Genomic DNA, 17,486 nt, shown 5'->3' on the forward strand with positions numbered 1-17,486 from the left:
GCGCCGTGACCCGCTACGCCCTGCTGCGTGCTGTTGTCGCTCATGATGGTCTCCTTGGCCGTTAAGCCGCTTGTTGCGAACGAAAATGTTCTACACCTCTCAAGTAGTTGACCATTATGCTCCACAATAATTCCGTTGCCAAGTAAATGGCTTTATGATTATCGCTGTGGGTGGCGTGTTGTGTTTACACCTTACAGATGGGCTCGTGGTGCGCTTGTGCACATAAAAACAAATGGATGGGAGTATGAATGAAAATTTGGAACTGATGCAGATTCCGGCACCGGGGGAGATCGCCGAACGTTGCCGTGTGCTCTATCTGGCTCCGGCAGTGTGCAGTAAAGGATGGTTGCCGAACCTGTTCTGGCGGCCTGCGACGCAGGATAATCCCTTTGGGACGTTGCGGGTGGATCCTTGGGAGCTGGAAGTGCTTTTTGCTGCGATCAGCGGTGAACCCGCCCTGTCGCGGGCGGTACTGGAACAGCGCGCCCCCGGTCGCGCTGGATTCATTGAGCGCTCCATCGCCCACGGTGAATTGCCACTGCTGGGTTTTCGTGAGGATATTCCTTAAACTCATGTCTGCACTGCCCCGCATTGCGATTCTCTCGCGCCATACCGGGTTGTACTCGACCCGCCGTCTGCTGGACGCAGTTGCCGCGGTGGGCGCAGAACCCGTATTACTTCAACCTGAGCATTGCTTGCTGCTGTTAGATAATACCGAGACCCAGCTTTACTACGGATCCTCTCTCTTGGCGCCCTGCACCGCAGTAATTCCGCGAGTAGGTGGTCCGCTGACGCACTTAGGGTCACGCCTGCTCCGTTATTTTGCGGGGGAAGGCAGCTGCTGCCTCAATAGTGCGGAATCGCTGGAGTTGTCCCGCGACAAATTTGCTTCTTTGCAGGTCCTGGTTACCGCGGGGATTGCGGTGCCGAAGACGGCCTATTTCACGCAGATGGGGCAGCGTGATCTGGCGGTATCTGCTCTGGGTACGCCCTTGGTACACAAGCTGCTCAGTGGTTCCCAAGGGGTTGGCGTTAGTCTGGCGGAAACGGATATGGCGGCACGGGGGATGCTGGACACCTTCCTCCATCTGCAACACGAAGCGATGATCCAGCGCTTTCTTCCAGGACGTCAGGATTTTCGGGTAATCGTTCTCTTCGGCGAGGTGATTGCGGCCATGCGCAGGGATGCTTCTGCTGAGGATTTTCGCAGCAACCTGCATTGCGGGGGCCAGGCGTCGGCGTTGCTGGATCTGCCGGAAGATTTTGCCGCCATTGCTTGCCTGTCGGTGGCTTCACTGGGTCTGGGTTTTGCCGGGGTGGATATCATGCTGGCTGAAGATCAGCGGCCCTTGGTGCTGGAAGTGAACCCCGTCCCCAGCCTGGAGGGTATCGAAGGCGTTACGGGTAAGGACATCGCCGGTACTCTGGTTAAAGCGCTTTTACAGCAGGCACTGTCCCCATCTTTGCAATCGCAGTCGTAATCCAGTCTTGCGCTTGTTGGTTGAGGGCAGCGGCTTTACCTGCAGGGGTTAGTGCGGGGCCGATCTGCACCTCGACCACCCCCGGCCATTTGCGCCAATCCGCGCGTGGCCAGAAGCATCCGCTATTCACGGCGATGGGCAGGAGCGGAACCTGAGCGCGAATGGCCAGGCCAGCGGCCGTGCTGCTGAAAGGGCCAACCTCGCCGCAGGGGTGGCGAGTGCCCTCCGGGAAAATTACGACGTTAAAGCCTGCCGCTAGGCGGATTTTGCCTTCTTCAATCACCTCTACTAAGGCCTGCCGGCCGGCGTCGCGGTCGATACCGATGGGCCAGGACAGGTGCAGGCCCCAGCCAATCACTGGGATACGGAGGAGTTCCTTTTTCAGTACATAGGAGAGTCGTGGGAAGATGCACCAGAGGAGCAGAGTCTCCAGTGCCGATTGATGGTTGGCGACGATGACGCAGGGCGTGGCGGGAATGTTGGCGAGGCCGCAAACCCGATAACGCAGGCCACAACTCCAATGGAGCCAGCCGACGCCGGTACGTGCCCATAAACGACTGGTCCAGACCCGCGCCGTCAGCGGCAACAGGGTGACGGTCAGGCTGAAAAAGGCCCAGACCAGGGTCCAGATCGTAAAGCCAATGTAGAACAAGCTGCTGCGAATGGTACGTATCACGGAATGCCGAGAATAGCGTGTACCGCCGCATTAAGATCCGCGAAAATGGGGACGCCCGCCGCTTCCGCTTCCAAATGCATGCGTTGGCCTTTGCCCGTCAGCACCAGCATGGGTCGTGCACCGGCTTTATGCGCGGCGATCAGATCACGGATACTGTCACCGATGGCGGGAACCCGTTCCAGCGAGATCTGTAGGCGCTCCTGTATCTCGCGAAACAGGCCGGGCGCTGGCTTGCGACACGCGCATCCTGCTTCTGGAGCATGGGGACAGAAGAAAATGGCATCTATCCGACCGCCTACGGCGGCCAGTTCTTGACGCATACGCTGATGAATAGCGGTCAGGGTACGGATATCGAAAAGTCCCCGGCCCACACCGGACTGATTGGTGGCTACCACCACTTGGTAGCCGGCGCGGTTCAGCCGCGCGATAGCCTCCAGACTGCCCGGAATGGGGCGCCACTCGGCGGGAGATTTGATAAAGGCGCTACTGTCCTCGTTGATGACACCGTCACGATCAAGGATGACCAGTTGCCCCATCAAACCCCCTGTAACTGCGAGAAGTCGGCGATGCGCAGAAACGCCTCCTGGAGTTGGGCAAGCAGAGCGAGGCGGTTCTGGCGTAGCACCGGCTCTTCGGCAAGGACCATGACCGCATCAAAAAATTGATCGACCGATGGACGTAAGCCCGCGAGCAGGTCTAACGTGGCGGCATAGTGGCGTTTTGCGAGCTGCACATGAACGGGTTGCGCCAAGACTTGCCAGTGTTCCCAGAGTACGCCTTCTGCGGGATCCATAAAGTGCTGAGGGTCCACCTGCCAGTCGGCGGAGAGGGTTTCCTTGCGTAATAGATTGTTGATCCGTTTGATCAGCGCCGCCAGAGCATCCGCCGCCGCATGTTCGGCCTGGAAAAGGGCGAGGGCTTCAAGACGCTGGCGCGCATCCAGTGACTCGTGGGGTTGGCGGCTGAGCACGGCGGCGATCTGGTCGGCACGAAAGCCCTCTTCCCGGAAATAGACACGCATCCGATCCTGAAAGAAGTCGAGTACTGCAGCCCGCGTCTCTGTTCTGTTCTTGGCAAAAGCGCTGCCGTAAGCGGTCAGCGTACTGGTTACCGCTGTGTCCAGATTTAGGGGCACCCGAGCATCCAGCACAATACGCAGCACCCCCAGTGCGGCGCGGCGCAGGGCGAAGGGGTCGCGGTCACCAGTAGGCACTTTGCCGATGGCGAAGAAGCCGCAGAGGGTGTCCAGTTTGTCGGCGATAGCCAGGCACTGCCCATGCGCATCTGCCGGAATTTCATCATCGCGCCCACTGGGCATATAATGCTGGGTGATGGCTGTGGCAACACGGATATTTTCGTCGTCATGTCGGGCGTAGTGGCCGCCCATGATGCCCTGCAATTCCGGGAACTCGCCCACCAGGCCGCTGAGCAGGTCACTTTTGCAAAGTGCTGCGGCGCGGTCCATGTCGCCTGCATCCACCGCAAAGTGCGGCGCGAGGGCTGCTGCAAGTGTCTGCAGGCGCGTGGTTTTGTCGAAAATGCTGCCAAGGCCGTCCTGAAACAGCACTCCGGCAAGTGCGGCCCGTCGCGTCTGCAAGGAGACCTGGCGATCCTGATCCCAGAAGAAGGCAGCGTCGGCCAATCGGGCGCGCAGTACCCGGTTGTTCCCGTTGATGATGACCTGCGCATCCAGACTGTGCAGGTTGGCCGCGAACAGATAATGGGGCACCAGGCGCCCATCCTGGCCGCGCAAGGGGATATAACGCTGATGCTGCATCATGACTGTAATCAGTACTTCTTCCGGCACCCGCAGATAGTCCGCGGCGAAACTGCCGGCGAGAATGACCGGCCATTCGTTGAGTCCGGTGATCTCGTCCAGCAAGGCATCTGGCAGGATGGGATTGACGGCCATCTCACGAGCTAAATCTACTATTTTGCGGGCGATGTGCGCGCGCCGTTCTGCAAAGTCCACCATCACCTTTGCCTGTAGTAAAGACTCGGCGTAATCGGCGGGGTTGGTAATCTGGACCGCCTGGGGATGATGGACGCGATGCCCGAAGCTTTCTCCGTCGGCATTCAGACCAAAAACATGCCAGTCCAGCACCTGCTGGCCCTGACGCAGCAAAAGCCAGCGTACTGGGCGTAGAAAACTATCGGGACGCGCTCCCCAATGCATACGTTTGCGCAGGGGCAAACTGGCCACCAGTTTGCTGGCGATCGCGGGTAACAGGACGTGACTGTCCTGGGCCGCGCCGACCTCTCGCCAGGCGAGGACGGGACCTTTGTCCGTCTCCAGCGTGAGCAGATCGTCAACGCTGACCTCGCAGGAACGGGCAAAGCCTTCTGCTGCCGCCGTGGGTTTGCCCTGCGCATCACGGGCGCGCTCTACAGATGGACCACGGCGCAGGGTTTCCTGCGGTAGACTTTGCCGGGACACGTCTTTAATCCAGAGAGCGAGTCGTCGCGGGGTGACATAGCCACGGATGTTCCCATACTGCAGTCCGGCCTTGTCTAACAATTGGCCCACGATCTCGGTTGCGGCATCTTGCAGGGGTAGTTGTTCCCGCGCCGGCAATTCTTCACAACCCAACTCCAGCAGGAAATCTTCAGGCGCTGACATCTTGGCTCCGCAGTAAGGGATGACCGAGGGCGGCACGCGCTTCGGCATAGTGCTCGGCGACGCCACGGGCGAGAGTACGGACGCGGCCGATGAATCGCGCGCGCTCGTTGACGCCGATGGCATGGCGGGCATCCAGCAGGTTGAAGGTGTGGGAGCAGTCTAGCACCCGTTCGTAGGCGGGCAGAGGGAGTTGCGCCGCCAGCAACGCGAGGCAGTCTTTTTCTGCCTGATCGAAGCGCTGGAGGAGGTCTTCTACCGGTGCCAGCTCAAAGTTATAGCGGGATTGCTCCACTTCGTTCTGATGGAACACATCTCCGTAGAGTACGCCGGGGGTCCACACGAGATCATAAACGCTCTCTATGCCCTGCAGGTACATGGCCAGGCGCTCCAGACCGTAGGTGACTTCGCCCATGACCGGATGACAATCCAGGCCACCCACCTGCTGGAAATAGGTGAACTGGGTGACTTCCATCCCATTCAGCCAGACTTCCCAGCCCAGACCCCAGGCACCCAGAGTCGGTGACTCCCAGTCATCTTCGACAAAACGGATATCATGCACTCGGGAATCAATGCCAAGGGTTGCCAGCGATTCGAGGTAGAGTTCCTGCAGATTTACTGGATTAGGTTTGAGCACCACCTGAAACTGATAGTAGTGTTGGAGACGATTGGGATTGTTTCCATAACGACCATCCGTGGGACGCCGGGAGGGCTGCACATAGGCGGCCCGCCACGGTTCAGGGCCGATGGCCCGCAAGAACGTGGCAGGATGGAAAGTACCTGCACCCACCGGCATATCCATGGGCTGAAGCAGAACACAGCCTTGATCGGCCCAGAAGCCTTGCAGCCGCTGGATGATTTCCTGGAAAGTCATACGCATTCCTGGCAGAAGTTTCGCGCATTATGGCCCAATGCAGCCAATCCTGTGAAGGGCACCTGCCTGCCCGCGTGCCCCGACTGGTCTCAAAGCAGTTCGGCAATCCCCGCAGCCCCACGCTTGGCGTCGAGAAACACCAGTCCAAGCTTCGCTTCCTTGCGCGCGATGACGGTCAGGACGGCGTCCGGGCCAGCGTGAATAAGCAGGACGTAGCCGTTATCGCCCTTGATCATGACTTGTTCCAATTCGCCCCGCGCTAATTCTATGGCAGTGCGGTCGCCGAGGGAAAGCATTGCCGCCGCCATGGCACCGACCCGGTCTTCATCCATGGTGGAAGAAAGTAGTGAGGCGATAGTGAGGCCGTCAGTAGAAATCACGGCTGAGGCCTCGATGTCCGCAGAAGACCCGTTCAGATCACTGAGGACGGATTTGAGCATTTCTTCACGCATTTTTGTTCTCCTGATGACTTGACAATGGTGTATGAAAAGGATGTGGTTTTAGCGATAGCGTTTGTCTAGATCTTGTACCAGCGTAACGAAGGATTGATCTTGCAGGCGGGGTGTACCGCTGACGACGAGCATGAAACGTTGCTGACCGATGAATAATGGCCAGAACCCCAGCTCAGCGCGACCTGCGGGATCGAGCAGTCCCCAAGTCTCAGTGTTGATACGCAGGTTGTTTTTCAGCAAACGGCCATGCCTGGACTGTAAGGAGAGCAAGTCTGCTGAAAGTCCGGCGAGTTCTTCCGCGGCTTCATGGGTGTAGCCGGCTGCGGCGAGATAAAAGCCATTTTCGTCGGCGAGGAGCGTCTTCTGTACATCGGAGAGTTGCGCGAGGAGGGGAGGTAACGCATCTTCTAGACGTTTATCCTCTTGCTGACGTGGATGCGCGGTGCCCCGTAATAAACCCAGTCGTTGCAGGCGGAAAATACTGCGTAGGGCTTCCTCTGCGTTCGCCGCTTGAGTCCAACGCTGTGCGGCCTTGATGCTAAAGGGGGTTTGGTGTCCTTCTCGCAAAATATGTAAAAGAATTGCCCGGTTTCCTTCCTGATCCGGATTGGATGTGGCATAAAAAGCCCCGGCTGGTGTCACTTCACCATAAAGATCAGCGCTGGTGGCGACCAGTTCAATACTCATGATTGATCCCCGATTCCAGGATCGATGGAGTAAAGAAGTGCCATAACCAGATTTTTGACGTCGTCCTTGTTACGACCATCCACTTCAAAAATCGGTGGAATGGGATTAAGCATCCGTAGATCAGCGGTCACTTCCGGGAGCATACTGGCGTAGTCTGCTATCTGGGGTTGTGCCTGGACATCTGTTTTGGAAACCCCGATAACTACGGGAACGTCGACTATGAAATCTTTGAAGGCATGGAGAAAAAAGTGCAGATCTTTTTTCGGGTTAGGGCGGGTGTTGTCCAACATCAAGATGAGGCCTAGACCACCGGTGGTGAGAATGTCCCACATGAAGTCGAAGCGCTCCTGGCCAGGGGTGCCGTACAGATGAATTTTAGTGTTTTCATCCAGCTTGAGTACGCCATAATCCATCGCCACGGTGGTGTGACCCTTGCGATTTAGCGTCATATCCGAAGCTTGGGCATCAGTGGAGATAATTGGAATATCTGACAATGCTGAAATGGCCGTTGTTTTGCCGACACCAACAGGACCGGTAAAGATAATTTTATTGTCTTCTCTCACAAGGGGGCTCCTTCAATATAATTTTTGGCTAAGCACTCTTTGCATACGCATTTTACAGCCCTGAAATGCGGGCAAGGAGACGGCCCAGGAAGCTTCTTTTGGCCGCTGGTATTTCTGCAGGCGTTGACGCATTGGACGTCGTTGGCTGGATGCGGTTGTCGGGATTCTCCGCCGTGTTGTAGCGCAATAGTCCTAAGCTGTCTGCGGCTGCAAGAAAATTGAAGAGATCATGAGGCTCGACGCGTAACATCTTCACCGTCAATGCCGGAGATGCCGGCGAACGGGCCAGAAAAGCCGCTAATCGCAGCGCGTCTGGCAACATGGTGAGCCGCGTCAGATTGGGCCATTGTTTCAGTTGTACCGGGGCGTTAATCTGTAGTTGCTGGCTGAGACGTCCGTCAGCTGTCCATGCACCCATCTGCCAGAGCAGAGACTGAAGAGTGAGGCGCCGTGTGGATGCATGAGCGGGGACATCGGCGTGATTGGGGGCACGCATTTGTAGCTGCGGGTGCTCTTCTCGTGCTAGCGATTTGAGATGTTCATCGTCCGCTAGCAAGATGGCCTGATCAGCCATCGGGTCTAAGCGCAGAATGATCTGTTGCTGGCCATCCACAATAATGGCTGACGATTGATCACGCCGGATAATTTGTAAAAGTCCTAGTAGGCCGGCCTGGGGGTTGAAGTGACGTATTTCTTCAGGACGCAGCACCGGAGTGAGACGTGGTGCTGCGACGGGTTTGGGGGCGGACGGGTTTGCGGCGGCGGGCGACGGGACAACGGGGGTGGCTGGTGCGGGGATTGTGACCTCGGGCCGAATGGGCATAACCGTGGCGCCGCTCCTTCCCGCTGGTTTTCCGGGTGCGGGGCCACCATTCAGTAGCGACTCCAGCGCTGGAAACAGGGTTTCCATACGTACCGGTTTCTGCAAAACCGGGAATACGCTATCGGCTTGCGGGGAAACGCTCGTCAGGAGGATGCGCTGTTCCGGTTGTTCGCTATGCAATTGATGAGCGATAGCCATACCCTCTGCACCATCCACATCAATAATGGTCACTGCAGGTGCTTGCGTATCACCGGTATCCAGCAGTTGATAACGGCGCCGGGTAAACATTTTGAAAGCCATACGGAAGACGGCTTCTTTGCGTGCATCCATCCCGATGCTGCGAACGAGGATACTATCGCTATTAGAGGGGTTTTTCGTCATGATCAAATCCTAAATGATCTGTCGTTGCGGGTAGCGCTGGAGGCGTTCAGCAAGGCTGAACATTTGGCGCATGATATCTTCATTGGGCTGTGTATCCAGTGCAAGAATCGATTTGATGAATTGGGAAAAGCGCTCGCGCGCATCCATCCGTTCGTACATTTCGAGGAGCGGTCCGTAATAAACGCTATGGTTTGGTTGAGCTAATGTGGCCTTCTCCAGAAGATCCACAGCCTCATCTACCTGTCCATACTCCAGCAGCAGGTTGAATTCCTCGATAATGCTGTCCTCGCTGCCCTTCGGAGTGATCTGATGATCGCGGCGAATTTCTTCTGTTACCAGCGGTGGACTGCTCAGTGGTATGGCAGTGATCGGCAGATAAAGCCCATACTGCTCGGCCAGTCCTGCGAGAACATGTTCTTCTCCGTCACTCTCGGCAAGGGGGGTCCACAGGTCATGTTTGCCCAGTCGCTGGCCGCGGTGCAGTAGTCGCTCTCGCAAAGCGCTACCTGCACCCCACAACGTAATATAGAGTTGAAGGAGGGACTCCGCATAGGAGGCGCATCGCTGCTGGATGTAGAGCATCTCCAGAAGGGTAACCTGGAGAATGAGTTTGCGGGGATCGAGAATAAGGTTACGGCGTAACAGACGCTCGGCTTCAGGATATTGGCGACACGTCAGCAAATGGCGTGCGGCACTGAGGGGCGAAATCAGCCCGGCCACTACCTCATATTCCTCCTCATTCAGCCGCGTGAGGTTATCAGACCCAGTCAGCAGCATGATACCTGTGCCCGCGGAGTTGTTCTTTGAATCCCCGCCTGATAGCTGTCCTGGTTTTGCAATGAATCCAGACAGATCCAGTGGTTCCGGGTTGACGATGGCTTGCTGCAATTCTCTCTGTGCACCTACGAGCGAGGAAGATGTCGCTGATTGCGGTGCATGCGTGGCATGTGTGATAACCGCAGCAATTTGCGCGCTGCTCACGCCTAAATTCTCTGCAGTTACCCGCAATTGCAGGTTTTGCGGATCCAGTTTTAGTCCTTCCAAAACGAGTTCCTGCGCCTCTGCACCCGGGATTGCACGCGAATCATTGAGTTTTTCCAAAAGTTCAGCGAAGCGATCAATGTCAGAAATTTCCCGGTAGATCGAGAGCAGTCGACGTATCTGCTGAATATCATCGGGGTTGTGATCAATGTACCAACTCAGGGATGTGGCAGCCTGTTCCAGGTGGCCATAGGAAAGATAAATCTCCACCTCGTCAAGAATGCTGGTTTCATTGACCTGTACAGAGGAACTTGTTTCCGGCATGGCGTTGGCTGGACCGGTTTTAATAGCCGGGGTTGCTGGTGTCTGACTTCCCCTGTTCTCGCGGACATTGCGCAGTGTGCCTGAGGCTTTGAGAAGTTTTTGCCTGCGCAACACCTTCCACAACCCGGTCAAGACCACCAAGGCTACGAGGAAGGCTATAATAATCAAGCTACCGAGGGGCAATTCCATGCAGGAATCTCGCTTCAGGATGAACGTAGTTTTGCTTCTTCGCCGCTACCAGCCCTGTAGATAGGCGTTTTAATGGTGCTGTCAATGTGCGAAGAGTTCGGCAATTTCATGGATGCGCCTCGTGCTGGGACGCTTCGCCGCCGGAGAGCCATCCGCCGCAGCCGCGTAACCCGCAAATAATGCCGGTAATGCGTTGACGACGAGAGGGAGGCGTTCACGACTTACGGTGGCCAGTCGCCATTCGGCACGCCATCCATGAACCGGATGGCTCGTGCAAATCGCGGCCCCCCAGCTGCGCTCCTGTAGTGACCACTGCTGGTCGGCGACACAGAGTTGGTGCTGCTGCGGCGCATGACTCAGGCCGACGTAGGGACCCGCGTAGGTCACGCGCAGGTCGTTAGCCAGATCAGTCAGCATATGATCGAGGCGATGTAGCGCATCGCGTAACGCCTCACTGGAAGCAGGTTGACTGTTCACTGCATTCTTCAAGAATATCAGGTGTGGTGATTCCATACATGCCTCCTTTTACCTTATGATTATGGCGGTAATGCTGGACGCTGCCAATGCGCGCGTGCGGTGGATGGTATTTTTTGCTTTTTCAATGTGCCGCAAACGGGAAAATAAATAATGCGAAAACAGTTAGGTGTCTGGTTTCTGGCAGCTTTCATGGGATATGGCGCGACGGCAGCGGACGCCAGTGTCTATGCCTTGCCTGCCCAGGGTAATGTTGTCGGAGCGCTGAAGGCGGTAACCACCCATAGCGACGACACACTTTTGGATATCGGGCGTTTCTACGACCTGGGTTACAATCAGGTGACGGCGGCCAACCCCGGTGTTAATCCCTGGCTCCCCGGCCAAGCCAGTAAAGTGGTTATCCCGGCCGAGTATATTTTGCCGCCAAAGCCATGGACCGGGATCGTCGTGGATATTCCTGCACGGCGGATTTACTATTTTCCGGCGCATGACCGGGTGGTGTACACTTATCCTGTCGGTGTCTTTTTGCCGGGCTGGAAGGAGCATTTGACGGCCACACAGATTGTCGCCAAGTTTAAAATGCCTGCATGGAACGTTCCCAAAAATATTCACGCGTGGTTTGAGAAGAAATTCCACATGGATATCCCATGGTACTGGCCGCCAGGCGCAGAAAACCCCATGGGCGAACTGGCGATGGAGACTGGGCTCTCCGGCATCTTCATCCATGGTACTTATCATCCCTGGGGTGTTGGTATGCGGGCCAGTCAGGGCTGTTTCCAGATGTTCCCAGAGAATGTCGCGCAACTTTTCCCCATGGTTCCGGTGGGTACCCCGGTGCGAATCATTGATCAGCCCAACCTTGTGGGTGTGCGTGATGGGCAAGTCTACCTGCAGTCATACAAGCCGATGCATGCCTATCACAAAAAAGGCATCCCGGATTTGCAGCGTGCCGTTATGACGATCAAGTCTTTCATAGTGCAGAATCGCATCAATCAGAATATCGATTGGGCCAAGGTCCGGCGTATTGTGGCGGAGCACAACACCGTGGCTCTCCCCATCGGGGTCGACGCGCCGAGTTATGAAACGCTGTCTGCCGCACTTCCCGCGACGCCTTATGCGTACGCGCCTTACGGTCCGTCGGCGAATGGCGCGGCGGTACCGCCGCCGTTACCCTTGGCGGGCGCTACCGATCAGGAACATCTGCATGTCCAGGTGACTTTCCCCGATCAGAAGCCATAGAAAAGTTGCTCCCTCCTCGGGGGCGATGGGTCTAGTGACCACCCCCGATCCCTTGCTCTTGCATCCAGAGCCAAAACAGCCCGAGGTACTCGTGACTCGCCTCGCTGCTGATTTCTAGGTAGATGGCTCGCGGCAGCCAGCTATCCAGCCGGAGTCCACTCACCCGATCCAGACGGTAGTCGGTAGGAACAGGGGTCACGTTTAAGTCGGCGTGGCGGAACCAGGCGACCGCCCGTGGCATGTGCAATGCGGAGGTCACCAGGTATACCTGGTGGATATTGTGCCCGACCAGCAATGCCGCGCTGTCTGCTGCGTTGGCTGCCGTATTGTAGGATTGGGTTTCTGGCCAGATAGTGCTTGGTACGCCAAAATCCTGGCGCAGGATGTGCTCCATGGTGACCGCCTCAGGCGGGGCGCCCAGTCGCGGTGCTCCGCCGCTGGGAACGATGGGGAGTCCGGTTTGCTTGGCCAGTTGGGCGGCGGCCATCAGGCGCACGAGCGTGCGCGCATTCGCGGTCTCTTGGGTAGATTCCGGGGACCGCATGACCTCGCCGCCGCCCAGCACCACAATCGCTCCAGGAGCTTCACTGCCGCCCACGGGTTTTGCGAGTGGGGGGTAACGATCTTCCAGCGGCAGGAGGAGGAGCTTGGCACCGACAGCGGTAGAAAAAAAATAAAGGGTACCCAGTGTGAGTAAAATGAGCACTCGCCCGAAATAACGCCACCCCATGGTTTCTGCCGACCAGCCGATGGCGGCGAGGACGAATAAGAGACCAGGCGGCTGTAACAACGCTGAGGCCAGGGTGAGCACGGTGGTGTAGCGCAGCAACATGCCTCTGGTTCCGCTCAGTCCCCGCCCATTTCATGGAAACTGCGCTCGGCATGATAGGAAGATCGCACCAGCGGGCCGCTGGCGACGTGACGGAAACCCATGGCCACACCATCTTGCTGTAACTGCTGAAACTCTTCCGGCGGAACGAAACGAGCGACCGGTAGATGATGGCGGGAGGGTGCCAGATATTGCCCCAGAGTGAGCAGCTCGCATCCGACCTGCCGCAAATCCTGCATCACCGCGCGGATTTCGTCGAGTTCCTCGCCCAGGCCCAGCATCAGTCCGGATTTGGTGGGGACTGCGGGGTGATGTGTCTTAAAAGCCGAGAGCAATTGCAGCGAGTGGCTATAATCCGCACCGGGTCTGGCTTGTAAGTACAGGCGTGGTACGGTTTCCAGGTTGTGATTGAAGACGTCGGGTGGCGTCGCCCGGAGAGCTGCCAAGGCCTTGTCTACCCGGCCGCGGAAATCCGGCACGAGGATTTCTATGTGCAGATTAGGACAATTTTCACGCAGGGCCGAGAGCACCTGAGCAAAGTGCTGGGCACCGCCATCGCGCAAATCATCACGGTCTACGGAGGTAATGACGACGAAGCGTAGTTCCATCGTCGCCACGGTCTGGGCAAGGTGCGCGGGTTCCAGCGGATCAGGTGCTTGCGGGCGGCCATGGGCCACATCACAGAAGGGGCAGCGACGGGTGCAAATGTCTCCTAGAATCATGAAGGTCGCTGTCCCGCCGCCGAAGCATTCGCCCAGATTGGGGCATGAGGCCTCTTCACAGACCGTGTGGAGGTCCGCTGCACGCAGGATCTTCTTGAGCCTGTCCACCTCGGGGGACAAGGGTGACCGTACTCGCAACCACTGGGGCTTGGGCTGGCGTTCGGACACTGCCGGAATGATGGGTATAGGGTTACGTGCGGTCTTTTTGGCACCGCGCTCGGCTTTTTTAGCATCGTGTTGGGGGTCCATGTCAGGCCCCTCCTTTTCTTAAGGGGCGCTCCAGGCTGATAGCCAATTCCGCCATCAGGGTTTCGGCAATATCACGACTTGGCCAGTCCGGACAGAGGTCATGCACCTGGGTGACTGCGAGATTGACCATGCCACAAGGATGAATGCGCTGGAAAGGACTCAGATCCATCTCGGTATTGAGGCTGAGACCGTGGTAACTGCGACCGCGCTGAATACGCAGGCCCAAGGAGGCGATTTTGGCATCGCCCACATAGACTCCGGGAGCATCGCGACGCGCACGAGCACTCACGCCACGTCGCTGGAGCAGACGAATGACGGACAGTTCCATGGCGGTGGTTAAGCTGCGGACGTTGATTCCCATACGGGGGAGATCGATGAGCAAATAAACTACCCATTGTCCCGGTCCATGGTAAGTGACTTTGCCACCGCGATCGCTGCGAATAACCGGAATGGGGCCAGGGTCAAGAACGTCAGCCGCGTCAGCATTGCGTCCGAGAGTAAAGACGGGAGGATGCTGGAGAAGCCACATCTGATCCGGCGTGTCGGCTTCTCGCTGGGACGTGAATTCGCGCATGGCGTCCAGTACCGTGAAGTAAGGAAGCAACCCGGGCCAGCAGCGAACGAGTATGGGGGCATTCATAAGCAGAGGATCACACCGTCGATCTCTTTGACGGATGTATAAATAGCCAGGAGATGTTCATGGCTGTTGACTTCCAGGGAAATCGTGACGGCCTGATATTGCCCCTGGCTGCTGGGTCGGCAGGAGAAGGCTGTGTCCGGCAAATCCGGCGCATGAGGTGCGATCGCCGCACGCACTGCCACGAGCAGATCAGCGTGCTGACCGATGGCTTTGACGTGGTGCAGGTGCGGAAAGTCTGCTGCTGGATTTTTTTCGGTTTCCATAGCGTCTCATAATCTCTTCGTGTCATCGTCGGACAGGACCGATCCATACGCCTGATGGTCATGGTAAGTCTTCCCCTGTCTGAGGTGAAGGCCCGCAGTGCCTGGATGGGTGCTCCAGAGGAAGCTAGCGGTATTGCTGCCGTGACTCAAGCCTCTTTATGCTTATAGTGCGTTACTGATCCTGTGAAAGATCAGTGCTATCCAGCCCGCCTTCTTCACAGAAGTCTGGGCAATAACTGGCACGGACTTCAACTGCTTACCATCCAGTAGAAAGACGAGTCGCCCGACGATCGCACCTTTCTTCAGCGGGGCCTGGAGATTGGATGTAATCTCCACCACGCGTCGTAGATCGGAAAAATGTCCTTTAGGAACTGTAATATCTACAGCTTGCTCGACACCCACGGGGATATGCATGGGCGATAAATCGCTGCGGCTAATTTCGCTGACTTTTTCACCGGCAGTATAGACCGGATGATTGGCGAAAAATCGGTATCCGTAATCGAGCAGGGCTTCGACGGCATTGGTGCTGCCAGCCCAACTCGGCCCGCCAAGAACAACAGCGATAAGACGGCGACCATTCCGTATGGCAGTAGCATCAATACAATAGCCGGAGGCGTCGGTCAAGCCGGTTTTCAGTCCGTCCACCGTCTGGTCACGAAAAAGTACGGGGTTCCAGCTCCGTTGGGTAATACCATTATAGGTATAGGATTTTTCTTTAGTGATCTGAATAACTTGTGGGAATTGCTGAATGAGCGCGCGCGACAGCTTGGCCACGTCCAGTGCAGTGGTATAGAGATTGCGGTCTGGCAGGCCATCGACATTGCTGTAATGAGTGTTGCGCAGATGAAGGCGCAGTCTCGTGTCGTTCATCAGGGTGACAAAGCCCGACTGGCTGCCACCCACCGCTTCTGCAAGAGCCACAGCTGCATCATTCCCTGAATCAATCAGCAGTCCATGCAGTAATTGATTGACATTCGCCGGTGTATTGGGCTGGACAAACATGCTGGAGCCCCCCGTCCTCCAGGCCGTGTCAGAGATCTGGATGTCTTCCTGAGCAGTGAGGGTGCCGTCCTGAATAGCCTGGTAAGTCAGATAGGCCGTCATAAGTTTAGTGAGGCTGGCTGGCGCCCGTCGCAAGTTTTCACTTTTGGCCGCGATAATCTGCCCAGTATCGTAGTCCATCAGCACATAGCTGACGATGGCAGGCAAAGCCGGTGCCGGCGGTGTGGGCAGCATGGGTGTTGGGGTTGCAGCAAACGCCCAAGGAGCGAGACACAAGCCGACGAACAACAAAAGTATTCGGGTGGTCATGGAAGTACGGACAATCATAGGGGCCTCAGTGGTGAGCGCTGATTGAAATTTGGAATGGTCTTTGAGTATCCTTGGAATTATAGCGATGCCTCGGCAGAAAGCCATGCCTGGAGTGCGGCAAGACAGTATCCAAAACCCAGCGCTTTTTGGGGAGAAATCGCATTATTCGTGCATGCGCGGATGGGCGTGGACCGACATCAGGATCCCCAACCCGATCATAAAGGTCAGCATGGCTGTCCCGCCATAGCTTATCAGTGGCAGAGGTACTCCTACCACGGGAAGAATCCCGGTGGTCATGCCCATATTGATGAAAATATAAAGAAAAAAAGTCAGACTCAGCGTGCCGGCAATGAGGCGGCCGAAAGAATCCCGGCTCTCATAGGCGATTACCAGGCCACGCAAGATAATGAGCAGGTAGGTAGAGATAAGAACAATCACTCCGACCAGACCAAACTCCTCGGCGAATCCCGCAAAAACGAAGTCGGTTTGGGCTTCTGGCAGGAAATCGAGGTTAACCTGGGTGCCGTTGAACCAGCCCTTTCCCCAAAATCCACCAGAACCTACGGCGATCATGCTCTGAATGATATGGTATCCCGCACCGAGGGGGTCGCGTTGAGGATCCAGGAAAGTCAGGATGCGCTCTTTTTGGTATCCGTGCAGAAAATGCCAGAGAACCGGCCCGCTGACCGTGACCAGGATGATGAGCCCGATAAACCAGCGGCGGCGTACTCCCGCCAGCCACATCATGAAGATTCCGGCAGCGCCAATTTGTGCGGCTGTGCCCAGGTCGGGTTCCTTGGCGATGAGCAAAAAGGGAATGGCAATAAGTACGAATCCCATGATAGCAGAAAGCCAGTGGCGGACGTTTTCCTGCTGAGAATAGTAATAGGCGAGGAATAGGGGCAGGGCGAGCTTCATAAGCTCCGAGGGCTGAAAGGTCAATGGCCCAACTCCTAGCCAGCGGCGTGCGCCAAGATTGGTTTTGCCCGCCACGAGAGTGATACTGAGCAGGATAATACCTATGGCGTACAAGGCGGGTGCCCAGGCGCGAATGCGTTCCGGAGGCGTATTGGCGACGACTACCAATACGACGATGCCGATAGCGAATCGCAAAAGTTGGGCAAGCACCACGCGGGTACTTTCCTGGCTGCCGCTATACAGCACTGCGAGGCTGATGAGCATGAGTATCACGATGCCCGTCATGAGTGCCGGATCCAGTTTCCGCAGCGGCCGCAGCAGGCGAATGCGCCAGTTCATGGGTTGACCTCCGGTGTCGTCACAGTATTGAGGTGGGTGTCGCTTCCTGCCCTGTCCACGGGGCCGGCAGTATTGCCTTCATGGTCATTGTGTTCAACAAGCACGACCATGGCGATATACGGAAGATTGTCCGGCGCATGGGCAATAATAGGGCGCACGAGCCTGCCAGGTTTGAACCACGGAGCTATCACGCTGCGCATGGTATATCTGAGCGTTGCCGGTATCGGAAGTCACGATATCACACGTCGCACCCCGAATGAGGGGTCGCGTCAGGTGATCGGGCGATTGTTTTGGATGCGAACTGACCAGGCGGCTACCATGAGCTGAGCGAGACCATTGCCGAATCGTCACCCGCAGTCTGAATACCTGTATGACGCTAAGCAGAGCGACCAGTCCCGCCACGACGGGAAGGCGGTGGACGAATTGTCGATGTGCCTGGGCGGACTGCAATGCG

The 17,486-nt window shown here is 56.8% G+C and carries 19 protein-coding genes; 3 read left to right on the forward strand and 16 right to left on the reverse strand.

The features are described from left to right. Nucleotides 1-244 precede the first annotated feature (244 nt). Nucleotides 245-568, forward strand: a complete 324-nt coding sequence (locus M7F93_RS03655; protein ID WP_298169255.1) for a hypothetical protein — start codon at nt 245-247, stop codon at nt 566-568. 4 nt (nt 569-572) lie between these two features. Beyond that, on the forward strand, nt 573-1,481 hold the full coding sequence (locus M7F93_RS03660) for an ATP-grasp domain-containing protein (protein ID WP_298169257.1): 909 nt from the start codon (nt 573-575) through the stop codon (nt 1,479-1,481). Here M7F93_RS03660 and M7F93_RS03665 read toward each other — a convergent pair. From M7F93_RS03665 to M7F93_RS03710, 10 genes are all read right to left on the reverse strand, one after another. After that, a complete protein-coding gene (locus M7F93_RS03665) occupies nt 1,429-2,157 on the reverse strand; it encodes a lysophospholipid acyltransferase family protein (protein ID WP_298169260.1) in 729 nt (242 codons plus the stop codon). The genes M7F93_RS03660 and M7F93_RS03665 overlap by 53 nt on opposite strands. Further along, nucleotides 2,154-2,693 (reverse strand): D-glycero-beta-D-manno-heptose 1,7-bisphosphate 7-phosphatase, encoded by a 540-nt coding sequence (gene gmhB, locus M7F93_RS03670; protein WP_298169263.1) that lies wholly within the window; start codon nt 2,691-2,693, stop codon nt 2,154-2,156. The genes M7F93_RS03665 and gmhB overlap by 4 nt, the downstream gene beginning before the upstream one ends. Next, on the reverse strand, nt 2,693-4,777 hold the full coding sequence (gene glyS, locus M7F93_RS03675; protein WP_298169267.1) for a glycine--tRNA ligase subunit beta: 2,085 nt from the start codon (nt 4,775-4,777) through the stop codon (nt 2,693-2,695). Before glyS ends, gmhB begins: the two co-directional genes overlap by 1 nt. Beyond that, complete coding sequence (gene glyQ, locus M7F93_RS03680; protein WP_298169269.1) at nt 4,764-5,648, reverse strand: glycine--tRNA ligase subunit alpha; 885 nt, start codon at nt 5,646-5,648, stop codon at nt 4,764-4,766. The genes glyS and glyQ overlap by 14 nt, the downstream gene beginning before the upstream one ends. 89 nt (nt 5,649-5,737) lie before the next feature. Then, complete coding sequence (locus M7F93_RS03685; protein ID WP_298169272.1) at nt 5,738-6,100, reverse strand: roadblock/LC7 domain-containing protein; 363 nt, start codon at nt 6,098-6,100, stop codon at nt 5,738-5,740. Between the two features lie 48 nt (nt 6,101-6,148). Next, nucleotides 6,149-6,787 (reverse strand): roadblock/LC7 domain-containing protein, encoded by a 639-nt coding sequence (locus M7F93_RS03690; protein ID WP_298169274.1) that lies wholly within the window; start codon nt 6,785-6,787, stop codon nt 6,149-6,151. Next, on the reverse strand, nt 6,784-7,350 hold the full coding sequence (locus M7F93_RS03695) for a GTP-binding protein (protein WP_298169277.1): 567 nt from the start codon (nt 7,348-7,350) through the stop codon (nt 6,784-6,786). Before M7F93_RS03695 ends, M7F93_RS03690 begins: the two co-directional genes overlap by 4 nt. Before the next feature lie 52 nt (nt 7,351-7,402). Next, complete coding sequence (locus M7F93_RS03700) at nt 7,403-8,554, reverse strand: response regulator (RefSeq protein ID WP_298169280.1); 1,152 nt, start codon at nt 8,552-8,554, stop codon at nt 7,403-7,405. A 9-nt stretch (nt 8,555-8,563) separates the two neighbouring features. Beyond that, nucleotides 8,564-10,048: a hypothetical protein gene (locus tag M7F93_RS03705; protein WP_298169285.1), complete on the reverse strand. Its 1,485-nt coding sequence runs from the start codon at nt 10,046-10,048 to the stop codon at nt 8,564-8,566. Nucleotides 10,049-10,129: 81 nt separating this feature from the next. Continuing rightward, nucleotides 10,130-10,561, reverse strand: a complete 432-nt coding sequence (locus M7F93_RS03710) for a hypothetical protein (protein ID WP_298169288.1) — start codon at nt 10,559-10,561, stop codon at nt 10,130-10,132. Nucleotides 10,562-10,675: 114 nt separating this feature from the next. Here M7F93_RS03710 and M7F93_RS03715 point away from each other — a divergent pair, with 114 nt between their 5' ends. After that, nucleotides 10,676-11,761, forward strand: coding sequence for a L,D-transpeptidase family protein (locus M7F93_RS03715; RefSeq protein WP_298169291.1), 1,086 nt, complete (start codon nt 10,676-10,678; stop codon nt 11,759-11,761). Between the two features lie 31 nt (nt 11,762-11,792). Here M7F93_RS03715 and M7F93_RS03720 read toward each other — a convergent pair whose 3' ends face one another. From M7F93_RS03720 to rodA, 6 genes are all read right to left on the reverse strand, one after another. Beyond that, nucleotides 11,793-12,593 carry a YdcF family protein gene (locus M7F93_RS03720; RefSeq protein ID WP_298169294.1) on the reverse strand — a complete coding sequence of 267 codons (801 nt, stop codon included), beginning with the start codon at nt 12,591-12,593 and terminating at the stop codon, nt 11,793-11,795. 14 nt (nt 12,594-12,607) lie between these two features. Further along, nucleotides 12,608-13,561 (reverse strand): lipoyl synthase, encoded by a 954-nt coding sequence (gene lipA / locus M7F93_RS03725; protein WP_298169297.1) that lies wholly within the window; start codon nt 13,559-13,561, stop codon nt 12,608-12,610. A 1-nt stretch (nt 13,562) separates the two neighbouring features. After that, a complete protein-coding gene (gene lipB / locus M7F93_RS03730; protein ID WP_298169299.1) occupies nt 13,563-14,201 on the reverse strand; it encodes a lipoyl(octanoyl) transferase LipB in 639 nt (212 codons plus the stop codon). Next, nucleotides 14,198-14,464, reverse strand: coding sequence for a YbeD family protein (locus M7F93_RS03735; RefSeq protein WP_298169303.1), 267 nt, complete (start codon nt 14,462-14,464; stop codon nt 14,198-14,200). The genes lipB and M7F93_RS03735 overlap by 4 nt, the downstream gene beginning before the upstream one ends. Before the next feature lie 162 nt (nt 14,465-14,626). Then, a complete protein-coding gene (locus M7F93_RS03740) occupies nt 14,627-15,793 on the reverse strand; it encodes a D-alanyl-D-alanine carboxypeptidase family protein (RefSeq protein WP_298169306.1) in 1,167 nt (388 codons plus the stop codon). A gap of 144 nt (nt 15,794-15,937) precedes the next feature. Further along, entirely contained in the window at nt 15,938-17,032 is a 1,095-nt protein-coding gene (gene rodA / locus M7F93_RS03745) for a rod shape-determining protein RodA (RefSeq protein WP_298169308.1), read from the reverse strand. Nucleotides 17,033-17,486: the final 454 nt, after the last annotated feature.

It is taken from the genome of Acidithiobacillus sp. (genome assembly GCF_027322205.1).
Lineage (GTDB): Bacteria > Pseudomonadota > Gammaproteobacteria > Acidithiobacillales > Acidithiobacillaceae > Acidithiobacillus.